The sequence below is a fragment of the Micromonospora sp. URMC 103 genome, from assembly GCF_051386435.1.
Classification (GTDB): Bacteria; Actinomycetota; Actinomycetes; order Mycobacteriales; family Micromonosporaceae; genus Micromonospora.
Genome location: NZ_JBPQTR010000005.1, coordinates 38966 through 52805 on the forward strand (window position 1 = coordinate 38966; position 13840 = coordinate 52805).

Below are 13840 nucleotides of genomic sequence, written 5' to 3' on the forward strand. Positions count from 1 at the left end.
CCGGCTCGTCCGTGTTCCCGGCCGGGCGGGGAGGCGGCCGGGGGTGTTGCGGGTGGGGCGGGTGCGGACCGCGGACGGAAGCTGCGCTAAGCTGTACCGGCTGCCGCAGGGAAGACCTGAGCGGGAGCATCGGGACGTGGCGCAGTTTGGTAGCGCACTTGACTGGGGGTCAAGGGGTCGTCGGTTCAAATCCGGCCGTCCCGACGCAGGTCAAAGGCCATCTGGAATCTTCCAGGTGGCCTTTTCCGATCTTGTACAGCAGCGAAGTACAGCAACGGCTCATTGATCGAGGCTTCGCCCGAGCTTCCGCAGGGCCTCCCGGGTGGCCTTGGACGAGACTTGGCTGTAGATCTCCATCGTGATCGAGAAGTCTGCGTGTCTGAGGATCGCCATCGCGATCCGGGGATGGACGTCCAGGTCGACCAGGAGTGAACCGCAGGTCCGCCGGGCGTCGTGAACGGTGATTTTAGGGACGCCAGCACTAGCGATGCGGCTGTCGTAGGAGCGGTTAAAGTTCCGCGCGGGCGCAGGTTCGTCGTACGTGTACGCGATCAACTGCGGCCAGAGCTGTTGCACCGCGTCCCTATAGCGCCGCTCGCCGACCAGCTCGGGAACGGTTTTGCCGCGATCGTCGCGCCGGCCGGGCACTCGTACGGTGAGAAAGTCGCTCAGCCGGTGCAGGGCATCCTCACCGACGGTGGGGTCGTACCGATCGGTGAGCGCGTCGGCCAGATCCCGCAGGCCACCCGGGTCGAAGAGAAACCGGGTCTCCATGGGAATCCGATGGATCAGCGGATGTTCGCCGATGATGTCGGCGATCCGTGACGTTCCCGAACGACCCGTACCCGCGACGAAGATCGGTGAGGGGGAACGCATGGCGAGCAGTCGAACTCGCAGCCCGGCGCCTGTGCAAGCCGTTTATCCCCGTCACCCGCTGCCCGCGTCGAGTGCGTGCCGGACGGCCGCCTCCTACAAGCGAGCAACGAAGTGTCGAAGCTTCCCAACGCGCCGCATCCTGCACACACTGATGCACTGTTCTCGGCAGAAGCGGATGCCGAGGGTGCCAGCGTGTGGACGGCTGGCGTCACGGGCCGTGTTCGGCATGCTCAAGGCCGGTGTAACCCGTCAACTGGAGTCACCCTGTAACGATCAAGCGGAGTACGACCCATACTCGGTTGGTTTAGTGCCGGGCTTCACTTGATCCGTTACACATCGACTTCACTTGAAGGGTGTCAGTTGGCCGGTACTCTCTGCGCTCGGCTGTCACGGTGCGTAACTGGCGTGGCGCCTATCGCTCGGGCATGCGACCCTCTACGCCGGTCAAGAGGCGCGATCAGCGGCATGTGCGAGTGGCCAAGCGGCAATGTCGCTTGCGTCGGTAAGCGGGCGTCGCTTAGCTGACCGCGTGACCGATCTCCACACACAGCGGCTGGTCCTGCACCCCGTCGACGTCGCGGAGGGCGAACGCATCACCGCCCGCCGACCCGGCGAAGACGACCGATGGGCGGCAGACTTCCCCTTCGACGGCGACGTCATCGGCGCCACCGCCTACCTGCGTGCCACTGCAGAGCACGGCGAGCAGCGTCCCTTCGGCTTCTACCGCATCACCCGAACTGCAGACGGACAGGCCATCGGAGGTATCGGCTTCAAAGGGCAGCCCAAGGACGGAAGCGTCGAGGTCGGCTACGGCCTCGCCCCCTCAGCCCGCGGCAACGGCTACGCCGCCGAGGCCGTGATCGCCCTCCTTACTGTGGCAGGTGACCACGGCCTTGACCGCGTCGTCGCCGATACCGACCGGGGCAACATCGCCTCGCAAAGGACTCTCGAACGAGCTGGCTTCAGGCGCCTTCGCAGCGAGGGCGGCCTGTACTACTACGAATTGATCCTTGGCTCTAACTGAGCGCGCCAAAGAGCGCTGCACGGCAGGAGGGTATGGGTCTCCGACGCCGCGCAAGGCGACATGGAGACCATCGGCAGAAGCGGATGCCTGGCACACCAGCCGTCGTGGACAGTCGGCGTCACGGTCCGTATTCGGCATGCTCAAGGCCCGTGTAACCCATCAACTGAAGTCACCGTGTAACGCATCAAGCGGAGTACGACAACTCGGTTGGTTTAGCAGTGTGAGAACTTTCTGTACGAGATCAAGGCGGCCCGCGTCGCGGGCCGCTCGCGCCGCCGAACCTGGGCCAGGCCGATGGCCCGCCGCCGCGCCTCTGGCCTTCGGCCGCCAGCGCGTCGGTGTTAGCCCGCCGGCGGCGCGACATACGACGAAGCCCCGGGCCGCCATGGGTAGGCAGATCCGGGGCTTCGATGTTGAACGGGACAGGGCAGTGCCTCCGGCGGGGTCCTCGGGCACTCCGGGATGGTTGGCGCCATCCCGACAACCTCCGTCCGGGCAGAGCCGAGCGGGCAGGGCCTGCCCGGTCAAGGTCGTTCAGCCGCTGGGTGCTCCACCTTGACCGGGCAGGCCCCACCCGCTCCACGGTGTGCGGACGAAGGCCGACGGGATGGCTAGGAGGCGCAGCCGGGGGAGATGCGGCGGGGTGACTACCTGGCGACGACCGGGGGTCACCGCTTCTCTGCCGGCCAGCGGGCGTCGACTTCCTGGGCGGCAGCCACGCAGGCGGTACATGCATTGGGTCGCGATGGATCGAAGTGATGCCGGTACACCGTCACCTGCTGCGGTGGGAGACCGCATAGGGTCCCGTCGCCCACGGCGTGAAGCGTGGCACTCGGGTCCGACGAGTCTGCGGTGGCTGGGTAACCGGCCGCCCATTGCTGGTCTATCGGGGCGTGCGGCCCATAGAAGGACTCACCGGTCTTCTCGACCTGGTAGAGCTGCGCTGGGCAGTGAGAGCACGAGTACCACCGGCTTGGCCCATGTCCATGAAGGTTGGTCACGCCGTTCAGGACCAGCTCACGTCCGCATATCTCACACGTCACCCGCGGAGGATTCCACAAGGCTTGACCGGCCGGCACCTCCGATGGCACGCCATCAGGGCAGCTCTGTTGCTGTCCAAGATCATGCCGTTTCCGGGCCGTCGAAGGAAAACCAGCAGCGACCATCGTTGACCATCCATGCGAGGTGTAGCAGCAGGCCAGAGGTGTAGTCGTCCGGTTTGATCGACTACGCCCCCGGCCGCGATCAATACCGCTGTAAGTGTGTCGATCATCGGACACCGACGTGCAGAGACCTTCACGTCTCGCGATCACGTCGGTACCCTTCGCGCTCATGGCGTCTCGCGGCAAACCGAACCTCTGGCGATATTGGGGCTACGGCGTGTTGGCAGTGCTCCTCTTGTCCCTTGGTAGCAACGCGTTTGGCCCCGGCGTCTACGCGGTCCTCGTCGGCCTCCTCATCCTGTTCGTACTCTTCCAAGCGCCGGTGTACTGCGGCGCGATCAACCGGAAGCGGGGCGGTGTCGTCGAGTTCTGCCGCAACAACTCGACCGGTCTGGTCCTGGGCTGCCACCTTCGACAGCACAAGTGGCAGAAGTTCGGGCGTGATTGGTGGTCTCTTGGCTGGCGCGAGAAGTCCAAGGGCATCTGGACCGGGGCTTCGGCGAAGCTGGCGACCGTCAGCGGCGTCGTCGGTACCGTGACCGGGATCATTGGCGTGTTCAAGTAGCCGCCTGCCTCGGGAGAGCAGTGCCAGCCTTGGAGACTGCGGAGGCGGCCGACCGGCGAGGTCGAGCGGTACAGCAGCGAAGTACAGCAACCTACGGCACCAAGCGGAACCGCGGCGACCGCCATCGCACCGTCGACCAGCGGCGCGAGCCGAACGAGACCCACTCGCCGATCTCTGGGGGTCAAGGGGTCGTCGGTTCAAATCCGGCCGTCCCGACGCAGCTCAGAGGGCACATCCGATCGATGGATGTGCCCTCTCGTCGTAGCTGGGTGTCTAACTCAGTGATTATCCGTCAGGGCCGAGGATCCGATCCATGGCCACCGCGCCGGACAGGAGCACCGGCCGCAGTTCGTGCCGTTGGACGCTCTCGGTGACGATGTGCCGGAGTGGCCGCAAAGATCGGCAATCTGCTCGATGTTCATGCCGCTGTCGACAGCAGGGACACGAAGCTGTGCCGTAACTCGCGGGGAGGCCAGTCGCGTGGGTCATGGCCCGCTCTGGCGACGACCGGGCGGAAGGCCCCGCAGCACGTTGCGACGGTCGAGGGCCGTGCCGGCAGCGGAGGGGAAGACGAGACGGTCGGCGATAGGCCGGCCCTGGCGCTCGCAGTGAGTGGTGAGCGCGGTGACGCACCGGGCCGGCACAGCCTGTGCGGTCCCAAAACCCGTCGACTGGTCTGACCTGGGCCTTCGCGGCGTTTTCGTATTCGTTGATGAGGCCGCCGAGGATGGGTCGACGGCGGCTGAACCTGGGCGAGGGCCTGGCCAGCCGGCCTCAGGCGAACCTGAGCCCGGCTGGCCGAGCCATGTGCGGCTAGACGCCGCCGGACCCTGCCCCGGGCAGCGTGCGCACGACGGTCAGCGTCACATCGCCGTCCTTGTAGGACACCCTGAACAGGTGGCGGCCCGCGTTCAGGACCCGCCGTTCCGGCAGGGAGTGGAAGTTGCCCCGGATCGAGTCGCCGCTCATGATCTTCAGTACCGTGCCCGGGGTGAGGCGGGCGCGGACGTCCAGGGCGAGTTCGCCGCGCAGCACCAGGTCACCCGCGGCTCGCACGCTCGTGTAGTCGTGGTCGCCGGAGATGGTGATGGCGAGGCGACCCGCGCGGCTGACGGTCACGTCGCCGCCGACCTTCAGGACGTCGCCGGGCGTGAGTTCGGTGAGGTTGATGGACAGCGCGGACGCTGCTTCCTCGGACGACAGACCGGGCTGCAGCACGCCGCTGTCGACGTCGATGCTGCCTGCCACGAAGCCGCTGCCGCCGAGCGTGCCGCCCTTGACCTTGATCGAGCTTGCGTGCGAGCCGGTGATCGAAAGCTTTCCGCCTTCAACCGTCGTGCCGCCCTCGTACGTGTCGTGGCCCGTCATGATCAGCGTGCCGTGGCCTTGCTTGGTCAGCGAAGCCGTGTAGAGGTTGTTGTCGATGTTGTTCTGGATGTAGGCCGCGCGCTCGTCCATCCATTCCTTGCGCCACTTGACCGCGTCCGCATAGGGGATCTTGTCGTACAACTCGGGGTGGCCGTTGGTGATGGCTTGGACGTATGGATCAGCCAAAATGCCCTGGAGCATGAAGGCCTGTTCGCTGAGCGTGCCGTCCGGGTTGAGCACGTTGGGGCTGAATTCACCGGCGTAGGCGATGCCCTGCTTCTTGTAGCCCGCCAGCCACTCCAGATCTTCCCTCTCCCTTTCCTTGACCGCGATCTGGCTGATGTCGTTCGACCAGACGTCCAGGGGCGCCTTATCCATGTTGTAGGTCATGGGGCCCAGGAGCTGGCCGGGGCCGTACATGCCCTTGGCCAGGTCGGGAATTCCCCAGCCCCAGCGTTCGTCCGGAAGGCCGTCGGGAGCGGTCCAGGCGATCGATGCCCCGGAGGGGGAGGTTTGCCCGGTGCCGAGGAAGGTCACGCCGTCGGACATCTTGTTGTTCGCCGTGGTGAACATCAGCTCACGCACCTGCTTGGCGTCCATGTTCGGATAGCGGGAGAGCAAAACACCCATCACCGCTGTCGCAACGGGCGTTGCCGGTGACGTGCCGCTCGAGTTCGAGTAGTTGGTGTCACCACCGCTGTTCGTGGTCCGAACGTTGTTCGAAGGGGTGGACACGGTCCACCACTTGGCGAGCCCCGCCTCGTTGTACCCGGACTGCTTTACGTATTCGGGATTGGCGGCAGTGGGCGGTTGCACCCCGCCGACGGCTACCCACTGCTTCTCCGCCAAGGGATTGAAGAAGGGATACGCCGGGCGGAAGTACGGGTTGCTCCAGTCGTTGTTTCCGGCCGACCTTACGTTGACGGTACCGCTTTCCTTGATGACGTCCCAGATGGCGTCCATGAAGGACCGTCCGGGGTAGTTCGGATTGTATTGAATGCCGCCTTCCGAGTAGCTCTTCTTGAAGAAGAAAAACTGGTACTCCAGATCCTTCAGGTACTCGTTGGGGATGATGGTCGCCATTGCCGTGGCGCTGGCGCTGTCTTTGCCACGCAGTTGGTAAGCGTTGGCGAGGTTGCCGTTGACTCCAAGGTCGTTTCCCAGGCCGTCAAAGCGGGTTCTGTCAATAGTCTGGACATAAGAGCCCCAACTGCTGTTGATGACCTGGGCGCCTGCGTCGACCAGAGCCTTGTTGGCGGTATGCCAGTAGACGTAATCGTGGAAGGGGCCGTGGGACTGGGTATCGGAACCGCCGGTCTTGGCAACATACATCTTCGATCCAAAGACGATGCCGTGCTGGTCTTTACCATCGCGTATGCCGGAGGTAACCCCAAGCATGCCGGTCCCGTGCCCGTAGTCACTTGCTCTTCCCTGATCGCCGCCCACAGTGAACGGCTCGCCCGCAGTGAACGGGTTCGCCGGGATTGCTGCGTTTCGATAACCGAAGCCGGACGTGCCGTAGACGCCCTCCGCTCTCACCGGAACGATCAGCCCGGTCTGGAATGCTTCGTGGGTCGCCCGGTAGCCCGAATCCATCATGCCCAGCGTGACGCCCTGCCCGAAGTACCCCAGGGCGTAGGCGGTGGACGCGTTTACCGCGACGAGCTGCCAGGGAGCATTGACCGCTGTGCCGGGAGTAGAAGGATTATGGCCGGTGTAGTAACCATATTCCGGCGTTTCCCAACTGGCTTTGGCGGCATCTAGTTCCCCTGGGCTCCTGGCGACGAAGCCAGGGTCTCCCGGGTACGCCGGCCCGCCGCCCGTCGAACCGTTTTTGGACGATGCCGAGGCGAACCCGGCCGGAAAAAACACGATGCCTGCTCCGGCGGCAAGGGTGCCTCCCAGCCGCCGCAGGAACTGCCGCCGACTCGTGGACCTCATGCTCATCTTCAGCTCCTTCCCGATGGGCCGATATCTCTCACGGACCGGGGCGGCCCGTCGCGTTCCAGCCCCACGATCTACACGCGCTGATCGAGACAAAATAGGGAAAACTGCCACGTCGGAACGGCGAACTGCAACTCTCCCACGCGTGGCCCCCCCTACATGATCATCAATTAGACTGCGGCGGAAGTGCCTCGTCAAGAGGGCAACAGCCATCCGCCAGAAGCGGTTTGAGCGACGGTATACATCGATTTACCTAACTGTTATGGGCCAGGCCAGGGGCTGCTCGCGGGGCCGGATGAGCGACGGTCCCGGCCGAAACCGGGTCGGTGTCGAGCCTGGGTTCCATGTGTACAGCGGTCGGACGATCACGAACATCGATCGCCGGGTGCAGGCGATCACGAGGTCAGGGAGCTGGACGGTCGATGTGCCCGGCCGCTGGGAGGCGGCAACCTCTTCCGGCTCATCGAGCAGGGTGCCGATCCGCCGGACCCGCTCCGTCGCCTCGCCCGCCTCGCGTTGCCGGCTCATCCAGTCGCACGGCACCTTGGCTGGGCGCGCCATGTACCCGTACGCCATGGCGAGACCGCCGATGCCGATGTCACCACGGGCGATCAGCCAGCCGCTGCTGGCCAGCAGCAGGAGTGTCCCGGCGGCCTCCCGTGACATAGTCTTCAGCGGTGGACGCACGGGCCCTGACACCCCGCGTGCTCGTGATCGGACTGGATCCGTATCGAGTGCCCGGGCCGTGGGATCCCAAGCCGGTAGCAGACGGCATCGAAGTCGGACGAACCCGCTTCGTCGAACACGGCGTCGGGGCCGAGTTCTGTTTGTTCGGTCTCGACGGGAGCGACGACGTAGAGGCTGTCGTCACTGCGGCCCTGTGCGCACGTCCTTGGGAATGCGTCGTCGTCGGTGGCGGTGTGCGCAATCAGATCGAACTGTTCGAACGCGTGGTCAACCTGGTACGTCGGCATGCTCCCGGCGCAGCGATCGCCTTCAACGCCTCCCCGGCGGACACCTTCGAGGCAGCCGCCCGCTGGGTCAAGATTTCCGGGTGATCACCCATCGGCGACACCTCAGTCGCTGATCAGCGCCGGCTTCGGCGACCACCAGGCAGAAGGCCCGAAGCACGTGGTGCCGGTCGAGGGTCGTGCCGGCAGCGGAAATGACGAACGAGCGCGTGCCGGGCCGAGGCCCTCTACCGGCGGCGCCGGGCGGCGGCCTCGACGTCGAGCAGGTTGTTCAGCGCCAGCGCCGAGTTGATCAGAGACAGGTGGCTGAACGCCTGCGGGTAGTTGCCGATCTGCTCACCGGTCGCGGCGATCTCCTCGGCGTACAGGCCGAGATGGTTGCTGAACGTGAACATCTTCTCGAGGGTGAGCCGGGCGTCGTCCAGGCGACCGGAGCGGGCCAACGCCTCGACGTACCAGAACGTGCACATGTTGAAGGTGCCCTCGTGCCCGGGAAGGCCGTCGGGGGAGTGGACCGGGTCGTACCGGTGGACCAGGCTGTCGGAGACCAACTCGCTCTCGATCGCGTTCAACGTGGACTGCCAGAGGGGGTCGCTCGGCGTTACGAAGCCGACCGCCGGCATGGAGAGCAGCGCCGCGTCCAGCATGTTCTCGTCGTACGCCTGCACGAAGGTGCCGCGTTCCCGGTTGTACCCGCGGGCCATGACCTGGTTGTAGATCCGGTTGCGTTGCTCCGCCCATTGAACGGTGTCGCCAGGGCGGCCGGTGCGGCTGGCCAGGCGGATGGCGCGGTCCAGCGCGACCCAGGACATCACCCGGCCGAACGTGTAGTTGCGGGGGTGGTGGCGGCTCTCCCAGATGCCGGCGTCGGCCTGGTCCCAGTGGTGGCAGAGCCAGTCGACGAGCCGGACGGTGCTCTTCCACACCTGGTGCGAGACGCGGATGCCCTGCTCGTCGGCGAGATGCATGGCGTCGAGGGCCTCGCCGTGGATGTCGAGTTGGAGCTGGTCGGCGGCGCCGTTGCCGATCCGCACCGGTCGGGAGCCGCGGTAGCCCTCCAGGTGGTCGAGAATCTCCTCGTGCAGGTCGGACGAGCCGTCCACCCGATACATGATCTTCAGCGGGTCCTGGTGGTCGCCGGCCTCGCGGATCCGCTCGTCCAGCCAGTTCATGTACCGGCTGACCTCCTCGGTGAAGCCGAGGCCGAGCAGCGCGTGCACCGAGAACGACGTGTCGCGTACCCAGGTGTAGCGGTAGTCCCAGTTGCGGGTGCCGCCGACCAGCTCGGGCAGCGCGGCCGTCGGGGCGGCGATCATCGCGCCGGTCGGCGCGTACGTCATGAGCTTCAGTGTGATGGCCGAGCGTTCGACCATCTCCCGCCACCGCCCGGTGTAGCGGGAGCGCTCGACCCAGCGTCGCCAGTAGTCCCGGGTCCACTCGAACATCCCCTCGACCTCTGCCGGCGGGATGATCCGTGGCTCCGTGCCGGCAGTCTCCAGGACCACGCCGCCGGTGTCGCCCTGGTTGAGCGTGCCGTACGCGATGAGGTCGCCGTCCTCCAGGCGGACGTCCCCGGTATGGGCCCACAGCTGCCGTACGGGGTCGACCGGGTTGAAGGTGAGCGTCGCCGACGGGCTGCGGAACAGGTAACCGTTGTGGTGTCGCTCCAGCTCGTGGCTCTCGCGGGCGTAGTCGAACCGGGGTCGGCACTCCACCCGGAACCGCATGCTGCCCCGCACCATGTTGATAATGCGGACCAGGCGGTGCGAGTCGGTGACGAGATCGCCGGTGACGGGCATGAAGTCCATCACCTCGGCCACGCCGTCCGCGCTGATGAACCGGGTGATGAGGATCGGTGTGCCCGGCAGGTAGAGCTGCTTGGTGACGTACCGGACCTCGTGCGGGGCGATGCGGAAGTAGCCGCCGCGCTCGCGGTCCAGCAGGGCGGCGAAGATGCTCGGCGAGTCGAAGCGCGGCGCGCAGAACCAGTCGATCGTTCCGTCGCACGTCACGAGCGCGGCGGTCTGCAGGTCACCGATGAGCCCGTGATCCTCGATCGCCGGATAGCTCTCCACGTCGCCTCCCGGTCTCGACAGCCTCCTGCGCAGTAACCTAAGGGACGAAATGCCGAGTTTAGACTGATTCGCGGCCGGCCACTCGCTCGCGCGCCCCGGCGTGCCTCGACTGGCCCAGAACGGTTCAACTGATCATCGACCCCGGGAACCGCGCAACGCGCCGACGGCGACCAGTCCCGCACCGGCGAGCGCGATTGCCGACTCCATGGCCCACGACACCTGAAGGGAGCCGTCCGTCGGCATGCTCACGCTCACTCCTGGCTCCAGGAAGGCGTCGCCGGGAGGCTTGGCCATGTGCCACCAACCTGACCACTGCGCAACGAGATCGAAGTAAGCGCGAGCCGCTCCGAGTGACAGCAGGAACAACCCCACCGGGAGCAGCCAACGCCGGTCGGCCCGCCACCCCGACAGCGCGAGTGACCCCATGGCCACGAGGGCGGCGAGCAGCGCCGGCCACACCGTCGCGAGCAGGTCGAGCAGCGGATAACGGCCGAACTCCCGCACGGTCCTCGACCCGAACCAGGCGAGTAGCAGCAGCGCGAGGACTGTGGTCGCCACGCCCCGCCGCCTGCCGCGCGACGGTAGCGCCAACGCGCCGACCGCGAGACAGAGAACGCCGAGCGCCAGACCCAGCGCGGCGGTCCTCTCCCGGTCGACCATCTCCCGCACACGCGCCAGCACGGCGGTCTCTGCTACCCCTCCGTACGACAGCCAGCCCACTTCGTCGACCTGCTCCTGGTGCCAGAGCAGTCTCACCGCCGCCACCAGGGCGAGTAGCCCGATACCGGCGGCGACGGCCCACCTCACGCGGCGGACACCCCGATCCAGCAGGACGTAACCAAGCAGTGCGAGCAGCATGACGAGCCCGAACTTCAACGATGCGGCTCGCATGGCGAGCAGCGCCGCCCCGACCGAGAGCAGACCCGCCACGACGGACGCGACGAGCAGGCCGAATGGCAGACGCATGGCCAAGATCGTGACACATGAGCCGGAAGCGCGGGTGCCTGCAGAATGTGCAGCAGGCCGGGACCGGCGCCGGAGCCGCCGGTGTGCTCAGCAGTCCAGCTCGGCCAGCGCCTCATCCACCGTCGAGGCGAGCAGTTCGGGCAGGAAACCGATCAGGTCCAGGGTGAAACGGACCACGCCGTCGTCCGGGGCGACCACCATCACCTGCGCCTGCCGTTTGACGAAGGCGGCCACCACCCGGTCCAGGCAGCGCAACCCGGCGCTGTCGAGGAAGGTCACCGGGGTCAGGTCGACCACCACTCCCGCGGCGGCGCGGGTGGTGGAGAGAACCTCCCGCTCCATCTGATCGGCGTTGACGTGATCGACGTCGCCGTGGAGCCGCACGACCTCGCAGCCGCGCTCCACGCTCACCGTGACCCGGTCCCCGGCGGTCATCGCGCCGTCCTTCCGAACTGGCGTCGCATCAACACCGTGGTCCCCTCGCCGCGATCGACGACGAGGTCGTCCATCAGCCGTCCCATCAGGGCCATCCCTCGTCCCCGGTCAGCGCTGACTCGTGGTGTCCGCCACTGGCCCGAGTCGCTGACCCGCAGCTCCACGGCCCTGCCGTCGATCGTCGCGCTGACGTGGACGCGCCGGGCCGGGTCACCGCGGTAGGCATGCTCGATCGCGTTGGCCACCGCCTCGGAACAGGCCAGCACGACGCCGTACCGCTCGGCCTCGGGCACCGCACAGCTCGCGAGCCAGCCGTCCAGCTCGGCACGCAGTGGCCGGAGCGAGGCGACCTCGGCGGGCACGTCGGAGTGGAACCGGGGTGCGCCGTCGAAGGCCAGGGCCAGCAGGCACATGTCGTCGTGGCCGCCCTCACCGGTCAACATGGCGTCGCTGACCTGCTCGGCCAGCGACGCCAGCGGAGTCGCCCAGCGGCCGCTCAACGCCTCCGCCAGCCGGTTCAGGCCCTGGTCGATCCGCTCACCGCGCCGCTCCACGAGACCGTCGGTGTAGAGCAGCAGGCGGGAGCCACGCGGCACGGTCAGCTCGGCCTCGCGCCGCCCCCGGCTGGCCGCGCGCGTGCCGAGCGGGCCGGAACGGCCCTCCCACAGGTAGCTCGGCGAGGTGTCCGGCGACAGCAGCAGCGGCGGCGGGTGTCCGGCACAGGCGTAGCGCAGCCGGCCGGTGTCCAGCGCGAGCTCGGCGTAGGCGAGGGTGGTCATCTGGCCGGCCTCCAGCGTGGCGACGAAGTCGTCCATGTGCTGCAGCACCGTGGCCGGGCTGCACTGCGCCTTGGCCAGTGCACGTACGGCGCTGCGGAGCTGGCCCATCGCGCTGGCCGCCCGTACGCCGCGTCCCACCACGTCGCCGACGACGACCCCGACGCTCCCGCTCGCGGTGAGGAAGGTGTCGTACCAGTCGCCGCCGACCTCCAGGGTCTCCACCGCGGGACGGTAGACGGTGGCGACGTGGAAGCGGGTGTCGGTCGGCCGCTCGCCGGCCAGGAGGCTGCGCTGCAACGTCCGCGCCACCTCCCGGTCCTGCTCGGCGAGACGGGCGTTGTCCAGTGCGAGGCCGGCCCGGTCGGCGAGGTCGAGCAGGAAGTCCGGATCGGTCCGGCCCGGCGTCGCCGGGTCGCCGGCGAGCAGCAGGGTGCCGATCACCGCGCCGCGGGCGCGCAGGGGCAGGCCGACCGCCCCCCGTCCGTCCGGCGCCGCAAGCGGCACCGGGCGGGCCTCACCCGAGCGGCGTACCGCTTCGAGGGTGTCCCGGACCGGGCCGGTCAGCGGCCAGGGGCCGCCCGGCCCGGCCGCGCTGACCGGGTCGGCCGCGGCGGCGTACGGAGCGGCGCCCGCCCGCCATCCGGATCCCTCGTCATGGGCGAGGTCGACCTGGGCGTACTCGGCCAGCTCGGGCACCAGGAGCGTCACCAGGCGGCGGGCGCGGTCCGCGGCACCCACCGGCTCGTCCAGGTCCCGGCCGAGGCGGGCGAGGAACGCCGACTGCCAGGCCCGCCGGGTCGTCTCCTCGTACAGCCGCGCCCGTTCCAGCGCCTGCCCGGCCTGCCGGCCGAGGGTGCGCATCAACTCGATCTCGTCGGCGTCGAACCGGCGGGCCGCCGCGAAGCCGAACGACACCACACCGAGCACCTGGTCGTCGGCGACCAGGGGGGCGGACACCCGATCCGCGGTCTCTCCGGGAGCGGGCCCGACCAGGTCGCCGCTGCGGGCCGCCCGGGCCTCGGGCGCGGGACCGTCGAGGGCGATGGACGCGTCGTCGGGACCCGTTCCGGCGCCGGTCAGCGCGGATCTCTCCGCGTCCAGCAGCCAGATGGTCGTCGTGACGGCCTCGAACGCCGCCGTGCCCGCGGCGACGATGGGGGCGACGAGTTCGGCGGCCCGTTCGATGGTGGCGCATTGGGCGACCATCTCCTGCAGCACCCGGATCCGCGCCGTGGTGCGCTCCGCGCGTCGGCGTTCGGCGAGCAGCTCCCGCTCGTAGGCACGCCGGTCGGTGGCGTCGAAGACGGTCATCCGCAGCACCGTCGAGCCGGTCTCCGGGTTGCGTCGCAGGACGGCGTTGACCAGCGCGTCGAACCGGGTGCCGTCGGCCCGGCGGAACTCCATGGCCACCTCGCGCACCTCGCCCTGCATGTGCAGCAGCGGCCGCAGGTGGGTCTCGTGGAAGATCCGGCTACCGACCCCGTAGAGCTCCTGTACGCGGCGGCCGAGGAGATCCTCACGGCGCCGGCCGGTCCAGTCGAGGAAGGTCTGGTTCACCCGTGCCACGACCCCGTCGGGCAGCACGGAGAGGTAGCCGCAGGGCGCGTTCTCGTAGAGGTCCTCGGCGCTCTCGGCCAGCAGCGGACCCAGGGGCTCGGCCGGTTGATCCACCTT

General features: G+C 67.8%; 9 protein-coding genes, 1 tRNA gene and 2 pseudogenes. 4 read left to right on the forward strand and 8 right to left on the reverse strand.

What is annotated here, in order from left to right:
* The first annotated feature begins 130 nt into the window (after positions 1–130).
* Positions 131–204 (forward strand) — tRNA-Pro (locus ACSNOA_RS13570).
* A gap of 75 nt (positions 205–279) precedes the next feature.
* Here the strand turns inward: ACSNOA_RS13570 and ACSNOA_RS13575 are convergent.
* Positions 280–531 (reverse strand): annotated as a pseudogene (locus ACSNOA_RS13575) (site-specific integrase); the annotation flags it as partial.
* A gap of 874 nt (positions 532–1405) precedes the next feature.
* On the opposite strand from ACSNOA_RS13575, the gene ACSNOA_RS13580 reads away from it, so the two are divergent.
* Both ACSNOA_RS13580 and ACSNOA_RS13585 read left to right on the forward strand, forming a co-directional pair.
* Positions 1406–1900: a GNAT family N-acetyltransferase gene (locus tag ACSNOA_RS13580; protein WP_436658433.1), complete on the forward strand. Its 495-nt coding sequence runs from the start codon at positions 1406–1408 to the stop codon at positions 1898–1900.
* Between the two features lie 1332 nt (positions 1901–3232).
* Positions 3233–3628 carry a hypothetical protein gene (locus ACSNOA_RS13585; protein WP_436658434.1) on the forward strand — a complete coding sequence of 132 codons (396 nt, stop codon included), beginning with the start codon at positions 3233–3235 and terminating at the stop codon, positions 3626–3628.
* A 285-nt stretch (positions 3629–3913) separates the two neighbouring features.
* Here the strand turns inward: ACSNOA_RS13585 and ACSNOA_RS13590 are convergent.
* From ACSNOA_RS13590 to ACSNOA_RS13600, 3 genes and pseudogenes are all read right to left on the reverse strand, one after another.
* Positions 3914–4437: pseudogene (locus ACSNOA_RS13590) on the reverse strand (tyrosine-type recombinase/integrase); the annotation flags it as partial.
* A 4-nt stretch (positions 4438–4441) separates the two neighbouring features.
* Positions 4442–6943: a S8 family serine peptidase gene (locus ACSNOA_RS13595; RefSeq protein WP_436658435.1), complete on the reverse strand. Its 2502-nt coding sequence runs from the start codon at positions 6941–6943 to the stop codon at positions 4442–4444.
* 246 nt (positions 6944–7189) lie between these two features.
* Positions 7190–7606 carry a hypothetical protein gene (locus ACSNOA_RS13600; RefSeq protein ID WP_436658436.1) on the reverse strand — a complete coding sequence of 139 codons (417 nt, stop codon included), beginning with the start codon at positions 7604–7606 and terminating at the stop codon, positions 7190–7192.
* Positions 7607–7617: 11 nt separating this feature from the next.
* On the opposite strand from ACSNOA_RS13600, the gene ACSNOA_RS13605 reads away from it, so the two are divergent.
* Positions 7618–7998 carry a hypothetical protein gene (locus ACSNOA_RS13605; protein ID WP_436658437.1) on the forward strand — a complete coding sequence of 127 codons (381 nt, stop codon included), beginning with the start codon at positions 7618–7620 and terminating at the stop codon, positions 7996–7998.
* A gap of 140 nt (positions 7999–8138) precedes the next feature.
* Here the strand turns inward: ACSNOA_RS13605 and ACSNOA_RS13610 are convergent, their stop codons facing one another.
* The 4 genes from ACSNOA_RS13610 to ACSNOA_RS13625 all read right to left on the reverse strand — a co-directional run bounded on the left by ACSNOA_RS13610 (position 8139) and on the right by ACSNOA_RS13625 (position 13837).
* On the reverse strand, positions 8139–9986 hold the full coding sequence (locus ACSNOA_RS13610) for a glycoside hydrolase family 15 protein (protein ID WP_436658438.1): 1848 nt from the start codon (positions 9984–9986) through the stop codon (positions 8139–8141).
* A gap of 132 nt (positions 9987–10118) precedes the next feature.
* Positions 10119–10952, reverse strand: coding sequence for an aminopeptidase (locus tag ACSNOA_RS13615; protein ID WP_436658439.1), 834 nt, complete (start codon positions 10950–10952; stop codon positions 10119–10121).
* 87 nt (positions 10953–11039) lie between these two features.
* Entirely contained in the window at positions 11040–11387 is a 348-nt protein-coding gene (locus tag ACSNOA_RS13620; RefSeq protein WP_436658440.1) for an STAS domain-containing protein, read from the reverse strand.
* Entirely contained in the window at positions 11384–13837 is a 2454-nt protein-coding gene (locus ACSNOA_RS13625) for a SpoIIE family protein phosphatase (protein WP_436658441.1), read from the reverse strand. Before ACSNOA_RS13625 ends, ACSNOA_RS13620 begins: the two co-directional genes overlap by 4 nt.
* Positions 13838–13840: the final 3 nt, after the last annotated feature.